The organism is Amycolatopsis sp. NPDC003865, assembly GCF_053605345.1.
In genome coordinates this window covers 66,657-85,146 of the sequence record NZ_JBSGJA010000030.1, presented here as the reverse complement: position 1 = coordinate 85,146, position 18,490 = coordinate 66,657, and the positions used below count along the sequence as shown (strand labels likewise).

The following is an 18,490-nucleotide window of genomic DNA, read 5'->3' as shown; positions in this document are numbered from 1 at the left end:
TGAAGGTCATTCATGTTAGCTGAGGAGGCGCCGACCCGCTAGGCGACCTTGAACGACTGAGCGGCGCTGCCGTTGCACGTCGCCTGGACCAGCTGGACGCTGTCCGCGGTGGAAGCGCCCGGCACGGTCAGGCACTTGCCGCTGTGGCGGGCGACGAAGTGGTAGTAGCCGCCGCCCTCGGACACCGGCTGCCACTGCTGGTTGTTCCCGCCGCTGTAGGACCACAGCTGCAGGCCGGCGTTGTCCGCCGTGGAGACGTCGGTGACGTCGACGACCTCGGCGGGGTTCGTCCGGTTGTTGATCCGGTCGTAGCCGCCGCTGGTCGGGGCGAACTGGTACTGCTGCGCGGTGGTGCCGTTGCAGGTGTACTGCTGGACCACGGTTCCGTTGGTGCTGCCCGCGGCCCGGGCGTCGACGCACTTGCCGTTGCCCTTGTTCACGACCGGGTACCAGGCCGACGGGTCGATCGTGCCCGGGTCGGTCGGCGTGGTCGAACCGCCGCCGAGCCACTTCAGGCCGTCGAGCACGAACCGGTTCTGGTCGGCGCTCTCGAACGTCGACGACAGCGCGGTGTTCGTGTCGTAGTTCATCGCGTTGTGGCCGAAGTTGGCGTAGAGCATCTTGTAGTTCTTGTTGGTCCACGCGATCGGGTAGTACCCGCTGTACCAGGTCTGGTTCGGGTCGGTGCCGATCGGGAACGTGGAGGAGTCCATCGACGCCAGGATGGAGATGTTCGGGTTCTGGCGCAGGTCGTTCTGCCAGGCGTACCACTCCGACGTCGACGACTTGATCGTCGCCGGCAGGTTCACCGTCGACGGGTGTGTGCGGTTCTCGATCTTCAGCGTCTCCGGGGTCGGGCCCCACGTGTTCGACGTGAACCGGCCGGTGCCGAGGAAGTCGTTGTGGAACCAGTTGGCGTACGACGGCGTCGAGCTGTCGTTGTACGCGGTGACGTGGAAGCCGAAGAACCCGCCACCGTTCTGCATGTAGTTCTGGAAGCCCTGGAACTGCGCGGCCGACTGCGGCTGGTCGTCGAAGAACATCACGACGTCGGCGGTGGACTTGGTGATGGAGGTGAGCCGGTTCCAGTCGGTCGTCGAGGAGTAGGTGTAGCCGTTGGCCGCCGCCTGCTGGGCGAACCAGACGTTGGCCTCCTTCTCGAAGCTGATGTGCGCGGCGTCGTAGGTGCCGCTGTAGAACGCGAGCACCTTGAACGGTGTCGCGGCCTGCACGGCCGGGGCGCCCAGGCTCAAGCCCAGACAGGCGGCGAAGAAGGCCAGGATTCTGACCAGGGGACGGCGGGGCATGCGTGTTCCTTCCGGTGGGGGACGGGGATCACCAGTGGCGCGAGTAGTGCAGGCCGTAGCCGAAGGGGAACAGCGCGGGCTTGCCGTCGCCGGCGTTGATGGGCTGCTGGTCGGCGCTGCGCATCCACGTCACCGGCAGCTTCCCGGTCGGGTTGTAGGCGCCGAAGAGGACGTCGGCGACGCCCTGGCCTTCGCTGCCCGGCAGCCACGACTCGACCAGCCCGGCCCAGTCCGGCAGCTGCGCGGCGATGTCCAGCGGCCGCCCGGAGATGAGCACGACCACCGTCGGCACGCCGGAGTCCTTCAGCTTCTGCAGCGTGGCGAGGTCGGTGGTGTCCAGGCCCATCCCTTGTGGACGGTCGCCCTTGCCTTCCGCGTACGGCGTCTCCCCCACCACGGCGACGGCGACGTCGTAGCTCGAGTCGATCCCGGTGCCGTCCTTGGCGTAGGTGACGTTCGACGAGCTGCTTTCGATGCCCTGCAGGATGGTGGTGCCGGGGATGACCGGGCCGCTGGTGCCCTGCCAGCCGACCGTCCAGCCGCCGGACTGGTTGCCCAGGTCGGCCGCGCTCTTGCCGGCCACGAAGATCTTGTCCCGCTTGGACAGCGGCAGCACGTGGTTCTCGTTCTTCAGCAGGACCTGGGATTCCCGGACGGCTTGGCGCGCGAGGTCGCGGTGCGGCTTGCTGCCGATCGTGTTCAGGAACCGGCGGTCGGTCAGCGGGTGCTCGAAGAGGCCGAGCTCGAACTTCTTCGTCAGGATGCGCCGGTTCGCGTCGTCGATCCGCGACATCGGCACGCGGCCTTCCTGCACCAGCGTGCGCAGGGTGTCGATGAACTTCTGCCACTCGAAGGGCACCATCACCATGTCGATGCCCGCGTTGATCGAGGCCTCGACCTCTTCGGGGGTGAACCCGGACTTGCCGTCGATCTTGTCGACGCCGTTGTAGTCCGAAACCACGATGCCCTGGAAGCCGAGCTCCTTCTTGAGGACGTCGTTGACCAGGTAGGAGTTCGCGTGCAGCTTCACGCTGTTCCAGCTGCTGTAGCTGATCATCACCGAGCCGACCCCGCGCTGGACGGCGGCCTTGAACGGCGGCAGGTGGATCGCGCGCAGCTCCTGCTCGCTGATCTCGGTGTTGCCTTCGTTGACACCGCCGGTGGTGCCGCCGTCGCCGACGTAGTGCTTGGCGGTGGCGAGCACCGATCCCGGCTGGTCCAGCCGGCGGCCCTGCAGGCCGGTGATGATCGACGTCATCTCGGTGGCCAGCTGCGGGACCTCGCCGAAGGACTCGTAGGTGCGGCCCCAGCGGTCGTTGCGGGCGACGCACAGGCAGGGCGCGAAGTCCCAGTCGATGCCGGTGCCGGAGACCTCTTCCGCGGTGGCGCGGCCGATGCGTTGCACGAGGTTCGGATCCCGCGTCGCGCCGAGGCCGATGTTGTGCGGGAAGACGGTGGCGCCGTAGAGGCCGTTGTGCCCGTGGACGGCGTCGACGCCGTAGATCAGCGGGATGCCGAGCGGCGTGGCGAGGGCGGCATTCTGGAAGCCGTCGTACATGTCGGCCCAGGTGACGGGCGTGTTCGGGGTCGGCTGCGAACTGCCGCCGGAGAGCAGCGAACCGAGCCGCCCGGTGGTGACGTCGTCCGGCGACTTCACGCCCAGCCGTTCGGCCTGCATCATCTGGCCGAGCTTGTCGTCGAGGGTCATCCGCGACATCAGGTCGGCCACGCGGACCTTGACCGGCCGCCAGGAGTCCTTGTAGGCCGGGCCGTTCCCGGCGAGGGCGGGGGTTTCGGAGGCGAGCAGCAACCCCACGGCCAGCGCGCCGATGCCCAGTCTGCGTCCGAGACCCATCCGGGTCCTCCTCGTCGAGAGACCGAAATTCACGCCTTGAATTAAGACACAGACTTTCGGCGTTGGTCCAGACCTCTGACCGAACTCGGGTTCCGCTCAGCGGGATCGCGCGTTCCGGTCAGATACTGACCTAATTCGCTTCTACGGTGCCCTCATGACTCGCGAACACGAAGACCTGCTGGGCCTGCTGGCCGAAGTCCGGAAGCGCTTGCTGATCCCGGCGCGCGACCTCTCCGACGAGCAGGCGGGCCGGCGCACGACGGTCAGCGAACTGACCCTGGGCGGCTTGATCCGCCACCTCGCGACCGGCGAACGCCTGTGGTTGCGGATTCTCCGCACCCGCGACGGGTCCCTGCCGGAAGGCATGCTGGACACCGCGCAGTACACGATGAGCGAGACGCTCGCGCACTGGCTTTCGGCCTACGCGACCGCCGCCGCCGAGACCGACGAGTACGTGCGCTCCCTGCCCTCGCTGGACGTCGAAGTCCAGCTGCCGGCGACGCCGTGGTCACCGCCGGAGCCGCAGTTCTGGTCGGCCCGCCGGATCGTGCTGCACCTGATCCACGAGACGGCCCAGCACGCGGGCCACGCGGACATCATCCGCGAGGCCCTGGACGGCGCGAACTCCACCGCCCAGCTGGCGTGACGGCGGCCCGGTAGGCCGGCGGGTGATGCCGGAAGGGAAGGGCCGGCTGCCGACCGGTGGTCCACCGCGTCGAAGGCAGGTGGACGGCGTTTGCGGTGCCCCGCCTGATCGACTGGCTCCCCGCCAAGCCGGCCCGCATCGCGTGCATCCTGGTACCGCGGACGGCCCGGCCGGGATCCCCCGACCGGGCCGTCCGGACGGCTAGTGATCGTTGAGGTAGTAGTGGGTGCTCGGGTGCTGGTAGTTCGGGCCCAGGTAGACCGTGACGCCGATGTTCCAGTGTTCCGGGAGGTCGTGCTTGCCGCCATCGGAAGCCCTCGCCGTGGCGCAAGATCCCAATCCACCGGAGGCGACGAGCGTGTAACGGGTGTCGTAGGCACCCGGAACGGAACTCTCCTCGACGGAGATATCAGCCCGGGCAGAGAGCCCGTCGGCCGCCGAGTCGCAGACGGACACGACGTCGCCATTCTCTTCGACGTAGACAGTGCCACCCTTGGCACCGTCCGTGGTGGTCCACGTGTGGTCCCAGCTGCCGCCGGGCGGGTCCACGCTCGCCGACGCCGACGTCGCGGTCAGGAGCGTGCCGCCGGCGACCAAAGCGGTCGTCGCGGCCAGCGCCGCGATCTTGTTGCGCATCGTATTACTCCCATTCTTGCACTCGCACGGAAAAACCCGGGCGAGCGGTAGGTGAATTGCATCAGCTGAGCGATCCGGATCGTTTCCGGATTCGCTGACGGCTGCAATGAAGTACGGTTTCCCCGTTAACCAACCCCAGTTTCGGAGAGTGCCGGAATCTCAGCTTCCGTCCACCCGATCGGGTGAGACACTCTCGCCAGGACGAAAGTGCCAGCCGTGACCGGACGGGTCAAGCGGCCCCGCGACGTTTTGCCCCAGCCCGAAGGGTTTCCGAAAACGGGAACCTCCGGACGTCGTGCCGCTACCAGCGGTCCGAGCGCAGCGAAGCCGGGTCGAAGGACTCCCAGTACGCGTCCTCGTCCTCGGCGCTCGGCACCGGTTCGGGCGATTCGGAAGGCGCCGAACCGAGCCGCTCGGCCCGCAGCCGCTGGAACTCCTCGACCGTCATGCCCGGGTCGTCGTCCTCGGCGCGGGCCGGGGCCGGCATCCCGGTCATCTGCTCGATCATGTACGTCATGTCTTCGCCCAGCAGCAGAGCCACTTTGTTGTAGCCGTCCTGGGTCGCTTCGCGCATGGCCGCCTGGGCGATCTCCACGACCAGCGGCCCCAGGCCCTCGCCGAGGTTCACCGCCGACGGCGCCAGCCACAGCCGCAGCAGCTTGCCGCGTCCGTCGACCGTCGCCTCCACCTGGCCGTCCCGGTCGTGGGCGGTGCCGGTGGCGGACGCGAGCAGCTCGTCCACTTTGGACATGGCCGCTGCACGGGCCCGGGCCTGGGAAATCAGGTCACGCGTCGAGACCACGGCGTTCACCTTCCGTACGAGTAGGTGTCGGCGTCCGGGTCGTCGTCCGGGATCGGTTCGTAGCCGAGGACTTCCAGCTGCGACGCGTCCACCACCGGCGCCAGCGCGTGGTACATCTTGTCGCCCGCGCGGCGGGTCGCGCGCTGGGCCAGCTCGACGATCTGGTCGGCCAGCACCGCCGACCCGTGCCGCAGCGCGGACCGGTGGATCGTCACGCCGGTCAGCAGCCCGCCGGGCGCCACCTGGACCTCGATGGTGCTGTCCGCAGAGGACGCCTTGCCCACCACCGGACCCGAGCGCTCGAGCCGGGCCGAAACGTCGGCCTCCACGCGGTCCGCCTGCTCGGCGATCCGGGCGGCCGCCAGGTCCACGTCGAATTCAGCCACGACTCACCCCGTCGGCCGGTAGAAACCGATGAACGACTGCCCCGCGTTGGTGGTGCGGATCTTGCTGATCTGCACCGGGTCGCCGGCCTCGACCATCTGGCCGTCGCCGATCACCATCGCCACGTGCCCGGACCAGACGACCAGGTCGCCGGGCAGCAGCTGGTCGATCGAGGGCACCTCGGCCCCGACCGTCTGCTGCGCCGCCGTCCGCGGCAGCTGCAGCCCCGCGTCCTGGTAGGACGTCATGGTCAGCCCGCTGCAGTCGAGACCGACGCCCCGCGCGGTGCCGCCCCAGACGTACGGCACGCCGAGCTGCGAAAGCGCGTTGCGCACGGCCTTGGCCGCGGTCTCGTTCGGCGCCATGACCTGCTTGCCGCCGGGCAGGTTGATCGCGACGCCGCTGCCGGGCTGCGGCGGGATCGCGACCGGCAGCCGCGGCTTGTGGACGGCGCCGCCCCCACCGCCGCCGCCTCCCCCGCCACCACCGCCGCCGGAGTCGCCGCCCCCGGAGTAGCCGCTGTTGCTGTTGAACGACGAGCCCACCTTCGTCGAGGACGCGCTGGACGTCGACGTCGACTGCTCGGGGCCGCCCAGCCGGGTGCCGATGTCGGTGAGCTGGTTGATGGTCTGCTCGCTGAAGGTCGCGGCCTGCCCGGTGAGCTGGCTGATCTTCGTCTGCAGCTTCATCAGGATGTCGCGCGAGGCGGCGGCGCGGCTCTCCGGCGGCTGGATCGACTTCACCGCCGCCAGCGCCTTCATCGACGCCGAGATCTCCTTGATGATCTGGTCGCGGACCTGGTCGTTCTTGATCTCGCCGAGGTGCAGCGTCTCGGCCGCCTCGGCGACGGCCTTCTCGATCTCGGCGCTCTCGTCGAGGAGGTCCTGGACCTCCTGCTCGAGGCTCTTCGACGTCGTGGTGGCGCGGTCGGTCGTCGCCCCGGAGCTGGCCGAGGTGAGGGTGACGCGCTGGTCGGCGGCGTGGTCGCGGGTCCGGCCCACCGACGTCTGCAGCGCGTAGTGCGCGTCCCTGGCCCCGCCGATCGCGACGGGGTCGTGCCGCAGCTTCTGCGCGAACTGGTTGGTGGGTTCCAGGCTGTGCCGGACGAGCTGGTCGGTGTGGTGCTCGGTCACGCGTGGTCCCCGAGGTCGGTGCCGAGTCTGCGGACGACGTCGCCGTGGTCGGCCTCGACCGCCGCGTAGTTGCGGTCGGTCTGCCGGGCGGCCTCGCCGACCTGGCGCCAACCGCCGCCGACGCGGTGCATCTTCTCCTGCAGCGCGCGCATCCGGCCGCTGTAGGCGCCGGAGAAGCCGGACTCGCCGCCCATCTCGGAGAAGCCGTGGCCGCCGAGCGTCACGTGCGGGCCGACGTGCTTGTCGGCCGCGCCCTTGACGTCGTCGCCGAGCGGGTCGACTTCGCGCGCGTATCGCGCGTACGCGCCCTCATCGACGTGAAACCCCTGATGCGAACCGTCCACTGGCCCTCCCTGTCACCGGGGGTGCGACGTGCGCGCGCGACCCCCGGTTCCCCTGCTGCGGGATCAGCCTAGTCGACGGCTCCTACCCGAGTGGGCGAATTGCCCGGACTCAGCCGGTGACCTTCGCGAGCCAGGTGGGGTCCTGCCAGCTGACGATCGCGCCGTTCGCGGTGACCGTCGGCGTGCCGAAGCCGCTCTGCCCGTTGCCGAAGTCCTGGGCGAGCTTCGGGTCCTTCTCGATCTGCTGGAAAGCGCTGTTGAGCTGCTGCTCGTACGTACCCGCGTTGACCGTCTGCGCGAACGCCGGGTCGGTGATGCCGACGTCCTGGCCGAGCTTGATCAGCTGCGCCTTGTCGTAGCCGCGCTTGCCCTCTTCGGGCTGGTTCGCGAACAGCGAGTCGTGGAACTGGAGGAACTTGCCGGCGTCGGCCGCGGCCAGCGCCGCGTTCGCCGAGTCGAGCGAGTAGCCGGGCGGGTCCGAGCGGTCGTTGAGCAGCGGCACCATGTGGTAGCGCACCTGCAGCTTGCCGTCGTTGATCGCCTGCTCGACCTCGGTCTTGTAGGTCTTCTCGAACTGGCCGCAGATCGGGCAGAGGAAGTCGGCGTAGACGTCGATAGTGGCCTTCGCGCCCGCCTTGCCGACGGTGACGACGACGCCGTCGCGCTTCTGTGTGACGTCCCCGGTCAGCGACGTGCCGCCGGCCGCGATCGTCTGGCCCTCGGTCTTGTTCTTGTCCGAGATCGTCCAGATCACGCCGCCGATCACGAGCGCGGCCACGACGACCACGGCGGCGATCCCGATGATCCACTTCCGCTTGTCGGCCGACGCGCCCCTGGCCTGGGCCACCGCCCTCGCTCCCCCGGCCTGTGCGGCCTGACGACGCTTCCGAGCGGTCCGCTCAGCTCCACCCACTGTGTATCAGTTCCCTTCCGCGATACCCGAGTAGTCGTGCTCGGGCTCGGTGGAGTTCCCGCGACCCCGCGCGAGCCAGCCGTCGACCGACAGCCAGGTGCGCGGCCGCGCCAGCAGCCAGACCGCCAGCAGCGCGAAACCGGAGTCGCGGAGGATCTCCTGCGGGTACTCGGTCTGCCCCGCCGCCACCTGGCCGCCGCCGCCGAAGCACCCGCAGTCGATGCTCAGCCCGCGCGCCCACGACTGGGCGATCCCGGCGATGAGCACGACGAGCAGCACCAGCGCGGCGCCGGCGACCCAGCGGGTCGCGAGGCCGGCGAGCAGGAACAGCCCGAGCACGAGTTCGACGAGCGGCAGCGCGATGGCCACCACGTTGGCGAGTGCGTCCGGCAGCACCTGGTACGCCTTGACGGCGATCAGCGTCTGCCCCGGATCCGCCAGCTTCAGCGCACCGGAAACGAGCCAGACGGCCGCCAGCCCGAGCCGGGCGAGCGTGCCGACGGCGTCCAGCACGGGTTGGGACGGTCGCACCACGCACTTAGGCTAACGGGAGGACCTGAGAACTTCGTGAGGGCACGGCGGCGGTGGAGGGAGCGGCGGAATGCGGTGGCGCACGCTCCTCGGCTCGGTGTTGCTGCTGGTCACGGCGGCGGCGTGCGGGCCGGGGAAGGTCTCGCCGACCGACTCGCTGGTCACCCGCGCCAGTGCCACGGATCACCTGACCATCGGCATCCGGTTCGACGCGCCGGGGCTTTCCGAGCGCACGGTGGACGGCCGGTTCGTCGGGTTCGACGTCGACGTGGCGACTTTCGTCGCATCGGAACTGGGCGTCGCCGCGAAGGACATCACGTGGCGCGAGACGACGTCGGCGACGCGCGAAACGGACCTCACCTCCGGCACGGTCGACCTGGTCGTCGCGACCTATTCGATCACCGACAAGCGCAAGCAGCTGGTGTCGTTCGCCGGGCCGTACTTCACCACCGGGCAGGACCTGCTGGTGCGGCGCACGTCGCCGGACATCACCGGCCCGGAGACGCTCAACGGCCGGCGGCTGTGCTCGGTCACCGGCTCCACGCCCGCGCAGCAGGTCAAGGACAAGTTCGCGCAGGCCGTGCGGCTGGTCGAGTATCCGCGCTACCCGGACTGCGTGACGGCGCTGCTCGCCGGCCAGATCGACGCGATGACCACCGACGGGGTGATCCTCGCGGGCTACGTCACGCGCGATCCGGAGCTGCTCAAGGTCGTCGGGAAGCCGTTCTCGAAGGAGAACTACGGCGTCGGCCTGCGCAAGGGCGACACCCAGGGCGTGACCGCGGTCGACGACGCGATCCGCAAGATGATCTCCTCCGGCGAATGGCTGCGCTCGCTCAACGCGAACATCGGGCCGTCCGGGTACCAGCTGCCCGCCCCACCCGAGGTCACCGAGAAGTGAAGCTGCCCGACCTGCCCGTTCGCGCGGTCCTGCCCGACGTCCTTTCGGCGCTGGACGCCCACGGCACGGCCGTGCTCGTCGCCCCGCCGGGGACGGGGAAGACGACGCTGGTGCCGCTGGCGCTCATGTCCGGGACCGGCCGGGTGGTCGTCGCCGAGCCGCGGCGGCTGGCGGCGCGGGCCGCGGCGGCGCGGATGGCGGCGATCCTGGGCGAGCCGGTCGGCGAGACGGTCGGGTACGCCGTGCGCGGCGACCGGAAGGTGTCGGCGCGGACCCGCGTCGAGGTTGTGACGTCGGGGCTGCTGGTGCGGCGCGTGCAGGGCGACCCGGAACTGCCCGGGGTGGCGACGGTCCTGCTGGACGAGTGCCACGAGCGGCACCTGGACGCGGATCTCCTGCTGGCGCTGCTCCTCGACGTCCGCGCGGGGCTGCGCGACGACCTGCGGCTGCTGGCGACGTCCGCGACGGTGGCCTCGGGGCGGCTGGCCACACTTCTGGGTGAAGCTCCGGTGATCACCGCCACCGCGCCGACGTACCCGGTGTCGTTCTCGTACGTCCCGCCGGCGCGGAACGAGCGCGTCGAGGCGTGCGTGGCCCGTGCGGTGCGGACGGCACTGTCCTCAGGGGACGGTGACGTGCTGGCGTTCCTCCCGGGCGCGGGCGAGATCGCCCGGACGTCAGGGCTGCTGGATCTGTCCGATGTGGATGTCTTGCCGCTGCACGGCCGGCTGTCGGCGGCCCACCAGGACGAGGCGCTGCGGCCGCGTAACCGGCGGCGGGTGGTGCTGGCGACGGCGGTGGCGGAGTCGAGCTTGACGGTTCCGGGCGTGCGCGCGGTGGTGGACTCGGGCTTGGCGCGCGTACCGCGGATGGACCACCGGCGTGGCCTCCCCGGCCTGGCCACGGTGCGGGTGTCGGCGGCGGTGGCGACGCAGCGGTCGGGCCGCGCGGGGCGAGAGGGGTCGGGGCGGGCGTACCGCTGCTGGGCGGAGAACGAACAGTCCCTGCTCCCGGCGTACCCGGAGCCGGAGATCCGGACGGCCGAGCTGGCGCGCCTGGCGCTGGAGCTGGCGTGCTGGTCGACGCCGGACGGGAGCGGCCTGGCCTGGTGGGACCCACCGGGCGAGGGTGCGCTGGCGGCGGGGCGCGCGTTGCTGGAGACGCTGGGCGCGACCTCGGACGGCGTGGTGACCGGGCGCGGTCGCCGGATGGCGGAGCTGGGGCTGCACCCGCGGCTGGCGCGGGCATTGCTCGACGGCGCCTCGGAGGTGGGCGCCCGCAACGCGGCCGAAGTGGTGGCGCTCCTGGACGCGGGCGCCACGCTGACGGACGTCGACGCGGAGCTGAGGAGGCTGCGCTCGGCGAGCGACGAACCCGCGCGGCGGTGGAAGCGCGAGGTACAACGTCTTTCGAAGCTCGTCACCGGCGCGGGAAAGCCGGACCCCGCTCTCGTCGTCGCGCTCGCTCATCCCGAACGGCTCGCGCGGCGGCGGCCCGGGGGCGCGCCGGTGTACCTCATGGCCGGCGGCACCGCGGCCGAACTCCCGCCCGGCAGCGGCCTGGACTCCGAGTGGCTGGCCATCGCCGAAGCCACCCGCGATCCCGGCCGCGCGCACGGCACCATCCGCCTCGCCGCGGCCGCCGACGAACGCCTCGCCACCCGCGTCACCCCCGTGTCCGAAGCGGACGAAGTCACCTGGGACGGCGACGTCGTCGCCCGCCGGGTCCGCAAGCTCGGCGCCATCACGCTCTCCGAACGCCCCCTGCGCGACGCCGACGTCCACGACGCTCTTGTCACCGGCCTCCGCGAGAACGGCCTCGGTCTCCTCAAGTGGAGCCAGGACGCGGCCAGGCTCCGCGAGCGCCTGGCCTTCCTGCACCGCGTCGTCGGAAGTCCGTGGCCCGCGGTGGACGACACCACCCTGCTGTCCGATGTGGACAAGTGGCTCGACCTGTCCGGCGCCCGCCGCAAGGCCGACCTGGCGACCATCGACGCGGGCACCGCCCTCAAGGCCCTCCTGCCGTGGCCGGAAGCGGCCGAGCTGGACGACCTCGCCCCGGACCGGCTCGAAGTCCCGTCCGGCTCGCACATCCGCGTCGACTACCACGGCGACCAGCCGGTGCTCGCCGTCAAGCTGCAGGAAACCTTCGGCTGGACCGAAACCCCGACCGTCGCCGGCGTCCCGGTCGTCCTGCACCTGCTCTCCCCCGCCGGCCGCCCGGCGGCGATCACCGCGGACCTCGGGTCGTTCTGGACCACCGGCTACCCGTCGGTGCGGGCCGACCTGCGCGGCCGCTACCCCAAGCACCCTTGGCCCGAGGACCCGGCCACCGCCGTCCCGACCCGGCACACCCGCCGCCGGACCTGACGAAAGTCGGGGGCGGCGCACGACCGTCGCCCGATGCCCGCGCACCCCCGCGGCCCGCAGACTCCGAGGCATGATCACACTCAGAGGCCTGACGAAACGCTACGGGGAGAAGACCGTCGTCGACGCGCTGACGTGCGACGTCGCCGCGGGCCGGGTGACCGGCTTCCTCGGTCCCAACGGCGCCGGCAAGTCGACGACCATGCGGATGACCGTCGGGCTCGACCACCCTCAGGCGGGCGAGGTCCTGGTCGGCGGCCGGCGCTACGCCGAGCTGCGGCACCCGCTGCGCGAGGTGGGCGCGCTGCTCGACGCGAAGGCACTGCACCCCGGCCGCAGCGCGGGCAAGCACCTCACGGCCATGGCGCGCAGCAACGGCATTCCGACGAGCCGCGTCGAGGAGGTCCTGGCGACCGTCGGGCTTTCCGACGTCGCGGGCAAGCGGGCCGGGCAGTTCTCGCTCGGCATGGGCCAGCGCCTCGGCATCGCCGGCGCGCTGCTCGGCGACCCGGGCACCCTGCTGTTCGACGAGCCGGTCAACGGCCTCGACCCGGACGGCGTCCGCTGGGTCCGGCAGCTGATGCGGTCACTGGCCGCCGAGGGGCGGACGGTGTTCGTCTCCAGCCACCTGATGAGCGAGATGCAGCTGACAGCGGACCACCTGATCGTGATCGGCCGGGGCAAGCTGCTCGCCGACGCACCGGTCGCGGAGTTCATCGCGGGCAATTCCCGCACGACGGTCTCGGTGCGCGTGCCCGGCGTCGCCGAACGCGACGCGCTGGATCGGCGGCTGCGCGCCGAGGGCGGGCGGACGCACCACGGCGAGCCGGACGAGCTGGTGGTGGACGGCGTCGACGTCACACGCGTCGGCGATCTCGTGCACGAGCTGGGCATCCGCGTGCACGGCCTCGCCGCGCGGACGGCGTCGCTCGAGCAGGCGTACCTGGAACTGACCGCTTCTTCGGTGGAGTACGGGGTGACGGCATGAGGACGGCGGTGTCCGGGGCGGTGGCCGCGGAGTGGACGAAGTTCTGGTCGGTCCGGGCGACCTGGTGGTGCCTGGCGGCGGGCGCGGCACTGATGCTGGGCTACAGCACGCTGTCCGGCATGGCCCAGCGCTACGGCAGCGACCCCGAGGCGGCGAACACGATCGCCCTCGGCGGCGGCTTCTACCTGGCCCAGTTCGCGGTGATCGCGCTGGCGACGCTGTTCGTGACGAGCGAGTACGCCGGCGGCGGCATCCGGTCGACGCTGCTGTGGACCCCGGTGCGCCCGCGGGTGGCGCTCGCGAAGGCGGCGGTCGTGCTCCCGGTGCTGTTCGGCTTCGGGGTGCTGCTTTCCTGCGCGGGCATGGCGCTGGCGAGCGCGGTGAAGAGCGGCCACGGCCTGCCGACGAGCCTGGCGGCGGGCTTCACGACGGCGTCCGGCATGGGCGGGTACTTCGCGCTGGTGGGGCTGCTGTGCACGGGCATCGGGTGGGCCCTGCGCAGCGCGGCCGGGACGCTGGTGACGGTGATCGTGCTGCTGGTACCGCTGCCGCTGATCGTGGCCTCGCTGGGGCTGCCGGACCTGGTGCCGTACTTCCCGGGCATCGCGGGGGTGAACGCGATGGTCGAGCCGGGCCAGCCGAACCCGATCACGATGTCCCCGGCGCCTTACCCGCCGTGGGTGGGGCTGGCGATCTGCGCGACGTGGGCCGCGGCGGCCGCGGTGACAGGCACGGCGCTGCTGCGCCGGCGCGACGCCTGAGGTCCGGCTGGGCCAGACTCGGTCCCGGCCCGGACCGGCGCGACGCGTGAGGTCCGACTGGGCCAGACTCGGTCCCGGCCCGGTCGCGGGCCCGGCGCAGCGGAAAGCCCGGCCCGGTCGCGGGGCCCGACCCAGCCGCAAAGCCCGCCCTCCCTGGGGGCAGCCCCCGCTTCCAGCGTATCCGCAGCGCCCGGCAGAAAACGACGAAAAGCGCGCGCCGAGACCTGGTTGTCCACATCCTCGAAGCCCTGTGGACAACCGGGCTCAGCCCACCCCGATACCGCGCAAGATCTCCCGCGCGCTCACCACCAGCGATTCCCGTGACGGCGGAGCCGAAGCCCCCGCCAAAGCCCCGAAGATCGTCCCCTCCATCCAATCGACCACCAACCCCGCGTGCCGAACCGGATCCGCCGATCCCGCCGCCGCCAGCGTCTCCGCGGCCAGGCGGCGGATCAGCGCCCCGCCCGAGTCGTACTGTTCCCGCAATTCCGGCCGCCGGGTCGCCTCCAGCGCGAATTCGTACCGCGCCAGCATCCGGGCCCGGCCCGCCCCCAGAGCCTCGAAAACGTACCCGGCGATCGACTCCGCCAACCCGCCCGACAGCGAAGAAACCTGGTCCAGCTCGAGGATCCGCGCGAAGGTCAGCGACAGCAGCGCCGCCCGCGTGCGCGCGTAGTACGACGTCGAGCCGAGCGGCAGTCCCGCCGCCCGGTCGACCGCCCGGTGCGTCAAGCCGCGCAAGCCCTCGGCCGCGATCACCTCGATCGCCGCGTCACCGATCATCGAAACACGGTCCACGGACCGGACTCTACAGGTGTAGAGTGCTCTACAGATGTAGAGGAGGCGGCATGCACGCGGTAGTGGTCGGCGGGGGCATCGGCGGGCTGGGCGCGGCGATCGGGCTGCACCGGATCGGGTGGACCGTCACCGTCCTGGAACAGGCGCCAGAGTTCGGCGACGTCGGCGCGGGGATCTCCCTCTGGCCGAACGCGCTGCGCTGCCTCGACGAACTCGGCGTCGACCTCGGGGACCGCCTCGCCCCGCAGCGCGACGGCGGGTTCTCCGACCGGCGCGGCCGCCGGGTCACCCGGTTCGACGGCGCCGCGTTCGAACGCCTCCACGGCCGTCCGCTCGGCGCCATCCACCGGAAGGACCTGATCGCCGCCCTGAAGAACGCGGTACCGGCCGGCAGCCTCCGGACCAGCGCCGAAGTCACCGAAGTCCACGAAGACGGGCGAGTCCGCTTTACCGGCGGAGAACTCCGCGCCGACCTCGTCGTCGCCGCCGACGGCATCCACAGCCGGGTGCGCCGCGCGCTCTTCCCGGACCACACCGGCCCGGTCTACTCCGGCAGCACGGCCTTCCGCGGCGTCACGCGGTTCCCCGGCGTGGGGCTCGGCACCAGCTTCGACCGCGGCACCGAGGTCGGCGTCCTCCCGCTGACCGGCGGCGACGTCTACTGGTTCGTCTCCTACGCCACCGAGCCGGGCCACCGGCCCGCCGACCCCAAGGAGCACCTGCGCCGCACGGTAGGCACCTGGCACGACCCCATCCCCGCCCTGATCGAGGCCACCCCGGCGGAGGCCGTGCTCCACCACGACCTCCACTACCTGGCCACGCCGCTCGAGACGTTCGTGAAAGGCCGGGTGGTCCTGCTCGGCGACGCCGCCCACGCCATGCCGCCGTTCCTCGGCCAGGGCGGCTGCCAGGCCCTCGAAGACGCGACCGTCCTGGCGGCCGAACTGTCCCGAAAGGACATCGAAGAAGCGCTCGAGGCCTACGACGACCAACGGCGGCGGCGCAGCCGGAAGGTCGTCCGCGAGTCGGTCCGGATGGGCAAGCTCACCTCGCAGCTGACCAACCCGGTCGCCATCAGGATCCGCACAGCCCTGCTCAAAGCACTTCCCGCGAAACTCACCGTCCGGGCCGGCCGCGAGATCACGGGGTGGCGGCCTCCGCGTCTCCCCCGACCAGTCCCGCCTCGTACGCCGTGATCGCCGCCTGCACCCGGTTCTTCGCCCCGAGCCGGGTCAGGATCGTGCTCACGTGCGCCTTCACCGTGCCCTCGACGACGAACATCTTCGCCGCGATGTCCGCATTGGACAGTCCGGAACCCAGCAGTGCCAGCACTTCGCGTTCGCGCGGCGTCAGGAGGCCGACCTTCGAGCGCGCCGCCGCGGCCCGGGAGAGCCGGCTGCCCGACAGCCGCGCGATCACCCGCTGAGCCACCTTCGGCGAGAGGAACGCCGCTCCGCCGGCGACGGCGTGGATGCCGGCGAGGAGCTCGCGCGGGTCACCGGACTTCAGCAGGAACCCGCCCGCACCGAGCCCCAGTGCGCGCTCGATGTACTCGTCTTCGCCGAACGTCGTGAGCATGATGACGCCGGTCGCGGGCAGCACCCGCCGGATCTCGGCCGCGGCGCCCAGCCCGTCCAGGCCGGGCATCCGGATGTCGAGCAGCACGACGTCCGGGTGCGTCGCGAGCACCTGGGCCACCGCCGACCGCCCGTCGGCGGCTTCGGCGACCACCTCGATCCCCGGGTCCGCGCCGAGGATCGCCGCCACCCCCGCCCGCATCATCGCCTCGTCGTCGGCCAGTACGACCCTGATCACGATCCCCCCTCGGCGAACCAGTCCTTCGAAACCAATCTGCCATCGGCGAAACAGAGCCGGTAGGCGGCGTAGTCGTCGTTCAGGAACGAGCGCCCGGCGCCGTAGTACTCGCACCGGGCGCCCGGCGGCGAAGCCGGCTCGCCGCGTGTCGGCCGCGCGGCGCGCTGACGCTCCGGCAGAGCCAGCTCGCCCCGCGCCTGCCCGATCCGCAGGCCGTCGTAGGCCGGGCCGGGCAGCTCCGAAGTGTTCCACTGGTGGAGGAACGCGATCCCGCCGATCGCGAGGACCAGCCCGAACAGCGCCAGCGGGACGGCGATCGCCAGCACCAGGCTGCGCCGGACGTCGCGGCGGGCCAGCTCCAGCGCCCGCGCGGACGTCGAGTCGCCCACCGCCGGCTCGGCCGTCTCCGCCGCCGGCCCGGCGTCGTGCGGAAGCGTCGCGGTGACGGCGAACCCGCCATCGCGGCGCTCCGCCCGGAGGGTCCCGCCGACGAGCCGGACCCGTTCGCGCAGCCCGATCAGTCCCACGTGCCCGGACGCGGCGCCCGGCAGCGGCCCGGCGGGCGGCCGTTCGTTCACCACGCTCACCCCGGTCTCGTGGCCGGAACTCGAGACGCACACGGTCACGGCCGCCCCCGGCGCGTGCTTCGCCACGTTCGTCAAGGCTTCCTGCACCACGCGGTAGGCGGCGCGCGCCACCATCGGCGGCGCGAGCGAGACATCCACAGTGGACTCGATGCACAGCCCGGACGCCTGCGCCCTGGCGAGCAGCTCGCCGAGGTCGCCCTGCACCGGCTCGACCGGCGCGGCGTCCTCGCGCAGCACGCCGATGATCTCCCGCAGCCGTTCGGTCGCGGCCGCGGCACCGGCTCGCAGCTGCGCGGCCGCGTCGCGCTGGGCGTCGTCGAGGCCACCCGCGACTTCGAGGGCCGCCGCGCGCACCGCGATCAGGCTGAGCTCGTGGCCCAGCGAGTCGTGCATGTCGCCGGCGATCCGCGCGCGTTCGCGCAGCCGGGCCTGGTCGGCGACCAGCTGCTGCCTGCTCTCCATCTCCTCGGCGCGCCGCCAGCCCGTGTGGGCCAAGTCGCCGCGCAGCCGGACGTACCGGCCGAGCAGCCATGGAGAGAGCCCGCCGAACACGAGGATCGCGACCATCGAGGCCCAGTCGCCGACGCCGTCCGGGCCGACGGCCAGCGCCAGCGGCAGGCCGAGCACGACGACGACGGCGCCGATCAGCAGGCCCGGCCGGGCGCGGTCCATCCGCAGCGCCGCCTGGTAGCACATCGCCACCAGCACGAACACCACCCAGACGGGCACGCGGTCGCGGTACGGGAACGGCACGGCGAGGGCCCCGGCCAGCGCGATACCGAGCGAGACGGCGGGGTACCGCCGGGCCGTCGCGACCGAGCCGGCGACGACGGCGAGACCGCCCGCCAGCTCCCAGTACGACCGCGACCCGACGGTGTCCGAGGCGACGATGAACGCCAGGAACAGCCCGAGCAGCAGGTCGAGCACCACGCGCCACCTGCGCTTCGTCACCTCTCGCACGGGTTCGAAGCTACAAGTTCCTCAGCGCGCCGGACCACTGCCGAAAGTCAAGGTGTCCACGAAGGCGAGCGTCTGCGGCCAGGACAGCGCGAACGCCTCGGCGTTGACGGCCGCGCCGTGCCGCGCGGAGTCGCTGAAGCCGTGTTCGGCGCCCGGGAAGTGCTGGGTGAACGTCGCGCCGCGCGCCCGGGACTGCAGGGCGGACTGGAGCAGCCCGAACGTCTCGTGCGAGACGACGGAGTCGGCCTCCGGGTAGGCGACGAGCACCGGCGCCGTGATCCGGGTCGACAAATCGACCGTGTCCAGTTCGTGGTTCGGCGGCGCCGGGTCGCGGACTGTGGGGTGGTAGGCGACGACGCCGGAAACACGCTGGTCACGGGCGGCGAGCAGGAGCGCGAACCGCCCACCGAGGCACCAGCCCATGACCCCGGCCGACGTGCACCCGAGGTCGCCGAGCAGGTGGTCGAGCAACGCCGTCTGCTCGGCGAGCGCGGGCTCGTCGCGCAGCTCGCCCAGCTTCGCGCCGAGGTCCTCGCGAGACGTGTTGTCGGTGCTCGCACCGTGGAAGACGTCCCAGGCCAGCGCGGTGATCCCCCGGCCGGCCAGCTCATCGGCCCAGGCCCGCACCTGCGCGCCGATGCCGGTGATCATCGGCAGCAGCAGCATCCCGCGCTCGGAGCCGCCGTCCGGACGGGCCAGGTACGCGGAGAGGTCGCCGACACCGACGGTGGACGTCTCGATGGTCATCTCCGCATGATGCATG

At 71.7% G+C, this 18,490-nt stretch carries 19 protein-coding genes; 6 read left to right on the top strand and 13 right to left on the bottom strand.

What is annotated here, in order from left to right:
• Nucleotides 1-38: 38 nt before the first annotated feature.
• Together ACWEVP_RS44485 and ACWEVP_RS44480 are read right to left on the bottom strand one after the other, a co-directional pair.
• Nucleotides 39-1,307: an RICIN domain-containing protein gene (locus ACWEVP_RS44485; protein WP_452068620.1), complete on the bottom strand. Its 1,269-nt coding sequence runs from the start codon at nucleotides 1,305-1,307 to the stop codon at nucleotides 39-41.
• A 28-nt stretch (nucleotides 1,308-1,335) separates the two neighbouring features.
• Nucleotides 1,336-3,162 (bottom strand): glycoside hydrolase family 3 protein, encoded by a 1,827-nt coding sequence (locus ACWEVP_RS44480; protein ID WP_452068619.1) that lies wholly within the window; start codon nucleotides 3,160-3,162, stop codon nucleotides 1,336-1,338.
• A 154-nt stretch (nucleotides 3,163-3,316) separates the two neighbouring features.
• On the opposite strand from ACWEVP_RS44480, the gene ACWEVP_RS44475 reads away from it, so the two are divergent.
• Nucleotides 3,317-3,808, top strand: coding sequence for a mycothiol transferase (locus tag ACWEVP_RS44475; protein WP_452068618.1), 492 nt, complete (start codon nucleotides 3,317-3,319; stop codon nucleotides 3,806-3,808).
• Nucleotides 3,809-4,009: 201 nt separating this feature from the next.
• Here the strand turns inward: ACWEVP_RS44475 and ACWEVP_RS44470 are convergent, their stop codons facing one another.
• From ACWEVP_RS44470 to ACWEVP_RS44440, 7 genes are all read right to left on the bottom strand, one after another.
• Nucleotides 4,010-4,444, bottom strand: a complete 435-nt coding sequence (locus ACWEVP_RS44470) for a hypothetical protein (protein ID WP_452068617.1) — start codon at nucleotides 4,442-4,444, stop codon at nucleotides 4,010-4,012.
• Nucleotides 4,445-4,745: 301 nt separating this feature from the next.
• Nucleotides 4,746-5,246, bottom strand: a complete 501-nt coding sequence (locus tag ACWEVP_RS44465; protein ID WP_452068616.1) for a YbaB/EbfC family nucleoid-associated protein — start codon at nucleotides 5,244-5,246, stop codon at nucleotides 4,746-4,748.
• 5 nt (nucleotides 5,247-5,251) lie between these two features.
• Nucleotides 5,252-5,632, bottom strand: a complete 381-nt coding sequence (locus ACWEVP_RS44460; protein WP_452068615.1) for a YbaB/EbfC family nucleoid-associated protein — start codon at nucleotides 5,630-5,632, stop codon at nucleotides 5,252-5,254.
• 3 nt (nucleotides 5,633-5,635) lie between these two features.
• Entirely contained in the window at nucleotides 5,636-6,763 is a 1,128-nt protein-coding gene (locus tag ACWEVP_RS44455; RefSeq protein ID WP_452068614.1) for an NlpC/P60 family protein, read from the bottom strand.
• On the bottom strand, nucleotides 6,760-7,107 hold the full coding sequence (locus ACWEVP_RS44450) for a hypothetical protein (RefSeq protein WP_452068613.1): 348 nt from the start codon (nucleotides 7,105-7,107) through the stop codon (nucleotides 6,760-6,762). The genes ACWEVP_RS44455 and ACWEVP_RS44450 overlap by 4 nt, the downstream gene beginning before the upstream one ends.
• A gap of 109 nt (nucleotides 7,108-7,216) precedes the next feature.
• A complete protein-coding gene (locus tag ACWEVP_RS44445) occupies nucleotides 7,217-7,954 on the bottom strand; it encodes a DsbA family protein (RefSeq protein ID WP_452068612.1) in 738 nt (245 codons plus the stop codon).
• A gap of 72 nt (nucleotides 7,955-8,026) precedes the next feature.
• Entirely contained in the window at nucleotides 8,027-8,533 is a 507-nt protein-coding gene (locus tag ACWEVP_RS44440; protein WP_372669769.1) for a MauE/DoxX family redox-associated membrane protein, read from the bottom strand.
• A gap of 88 nt (nucleotides 8,534-8,621) precedes the next feature.
• Between ACWEVP_RS44440 and ACWEVP_RS44435 the strand changes: the two genes are divergently transcribed.
• The 4 genes from ACWEVP_RS44435 to ACWEVP_RS44420 all read left to right on the top strand — a co-directional run bounded on the left by ACWEVP_RS44435 (nucleotide 8,622) and on the right by ACWEVP_RS44420 (nucleotide 13,567).
• A complete protein-coding gene (locus tag ACWEVP_RS44435) occupies nucleotides 8,622-9,452 on the top strand; it encodes a glutamate ABC transporter substrate-binding protein (protein WP_452068611.1) in 831 nt (276 codons plus the stop codon).
• Nucleotides 9,449-11,821 (top strand): ATP-dependent helicase HrpB, encoded by a 2,373-nt coding sequence (gene hrpB, locus ACWEVP_RS44430; protein WP_452068610.1) that lies wholly within the window; start codon nucleotides 9,449-9,451, stop codon nucleotides 11,819-11,821. Before ACWEVP_RS44435 ends, hrpB begins: the two co-directional genes overlap by 4 nt.
• Before the next feature lie 70 nt (nucleotides 11,822-11,891).
• Complete coding sequence (locus ACWEVP_RS44425; RefSeq protein WP_452068609.1) at nucleotides 11,892-12,806, top strand: ATP-binding cassette domain-containing protein; 915 nt, start codon at nucleotides 11,892-11,894, stop codon at nucleotides 12,804-12,806.
• Nucleotides 12,803-13,567, top strand: a complete 765-nt coding sequence (locus ACWEVP_RS44420) for an ABC transporter permease (protein WP_452068608.1) — start codon at nucleotides 12,803-12,805, stop codon at nucleotides 13,565-13,567. The genes ACWEVP_RS44425 and ACWEVP_RS44420 overlap by 4 nt, the downstream gene beginning before the upstream one ends.
• Nucleotides 13,568-13,831: 264 nt before the next feature.
• Here ACWEVP_RS44420 and ACWEVP_RS44415 read toward each other — a convergent pair whose 3' ends face one another.
• Nucleotides 13,832-14,365, bottom strand: a complete 534-nt coding sequence (locus ACWEVP_RS44415) for a TetR/AcrR family transcriptional regulator (RefSeq protein WP_452068607.1) — start codon at nucleotides 14,363-14,365, stop codon at nucleotides 13,832-13,834.
• Between the two features lie 50 nt (nucleotides 14,366-14,415).
• Between ACWEVP_RS44415 and ACWEVP_RS44410 the strand changes: the two genes are divergently transcribed.
• Nucleotides 14,416-15,561 (top strand): FAD-dependent monooxygenase, encoded by a 1,146-nt coding sequence (locus tag ACWEVP_RS44410; RefSeq protein WP_452068606.1) that lies wholly within the window; start codon nucleotides 14,416-14,418, stop codon nucleotides 15,559-15,561.
• On the opposite strand, the gene ACWEVP_RS44405 is transcribed toward ACWEVP_RS44410, so the two are convergent.
• Genes ACWEVP_RS44405 through ACWEVP_RS44395 form a run of 3 tightly spaced genes read right to left on the bottom strand, consistent with a single transcriptional unit; the run spans nucleotide 15,506 to nucleotide 18,474 of the window.
• Complete coding sequence (locus tag ACWEVP_RS44405) at nucleotides 15,506-16,180, bottom strand: response regulator transcription factor (RefSeq protein WP_452068605.1); 675 nt, start codon at nucleotides 16,178-16,180, stop codon at nucleotides 15,506-15,508. The genes ACWEVP_RS44410 and ACWEVP_RS44405 overlap by 56 nt on opposite strands.
• Entirely contained in the window at nucleotides 16,177-17,727 is a 1,551-nt protein-coding gene (locus ACWEVP_RS44400) for a sensor histidine kinase (protein ID WP_452068604.1), read from the bottom strand. The genes ACWEVP_RS44405 and ACWEVP_RS44400 overlap by 4 nt, the downstream gene beginning before the upstream one ends.
• A gap of 21 nt (nucleotides 17,728-17,748) precedes the next feature.
• Nucleotides 17,749-18,474 carry a dienelactone hydrolase family protein gene (locus ACWEVP_RS44395; RefSeq protein WP_452068603.1) on the bottom strand — a complete coding sequence of 242 codons (726 nt, stop codon included), beginning with the start codon at nucleotides 18,472-18,474 and terminating at the stop codon, nucleotides 17,749-17,751.
• Nucleotides 18,475-18,490: the final 16 nt, after the last annotated feature.

Excerpts from the sequence above, each read along its gene's own strand:
- ACWEVP_RS44485 (WP_452068620.1), bottom strand. The coding sequence starts at position 1,307 with ATGCCCCGCCGTCCCCTGGTCAGAATCCTGGCCTTCTTCGCCGCCTGT.
- ACWEVP_RS44480 (WP_452068619.1), bottom strand. The coding sequence starts at position 3,162 with ATGGGTCTCGGACGCAGACTGGGCATCGGCGCGCTGGCCGTGGGGTTG.
- ACWEVP_RS44475 (WP_452068618.1), top strand. The coding sequence starts at position 3,317 with ATGACTCGCGAACACGAAGACCTGCTGGGCCTGCTGGCCGAAGTCCGG.
- ACWEVP_RS44470 (WP_452068617.1), bottom strand. The coding sequence starts at position 4,444 with ATGCGCAACAAGATCGCGGCGCTGGCCGCGACGACCGCTTTGGTCGCC.
- ACWEVP_RS44435 (WP_452068611.1), top strand. The coding sequence starts at position 8,622 with ATGCGGTGGCGCACGCTCCTCGGCTCGGTGTTGCTGCTGGTCACGGCG.
- ACWEVP_RS44425 (WP_452068609.1), top strand. The coding sequence starts at position 11,892 with ATGATCACACTCAGAGGCCTGACGAAACGCTACGGGGAGAAGACCGTC.
- ACWEVP_RS44420 (WP_452068608.1), top strand. The coding sequence starts at position 12,803 with ATGAGGACGGCGGTGTCCGGGGCGGTGGCCGCGGAGTGGACGAAGTTC.
- ACWEVP_RS44410 (WP_452068606.1), top strand. The coding sequence starts at position 14,416 with ATGCACGCGGTAGTGGTCGGCGGGGGCATCGGCGGGCTGGGCGCGGCG.
- ACWEVP_RS44395 (WP_452068603.1), bottom strand. The coding sequence starts at position 18,474 with ATGACCATCGAGACGTCCACCGTCGGTGTCGGCGACCTCTCCGCGTAC.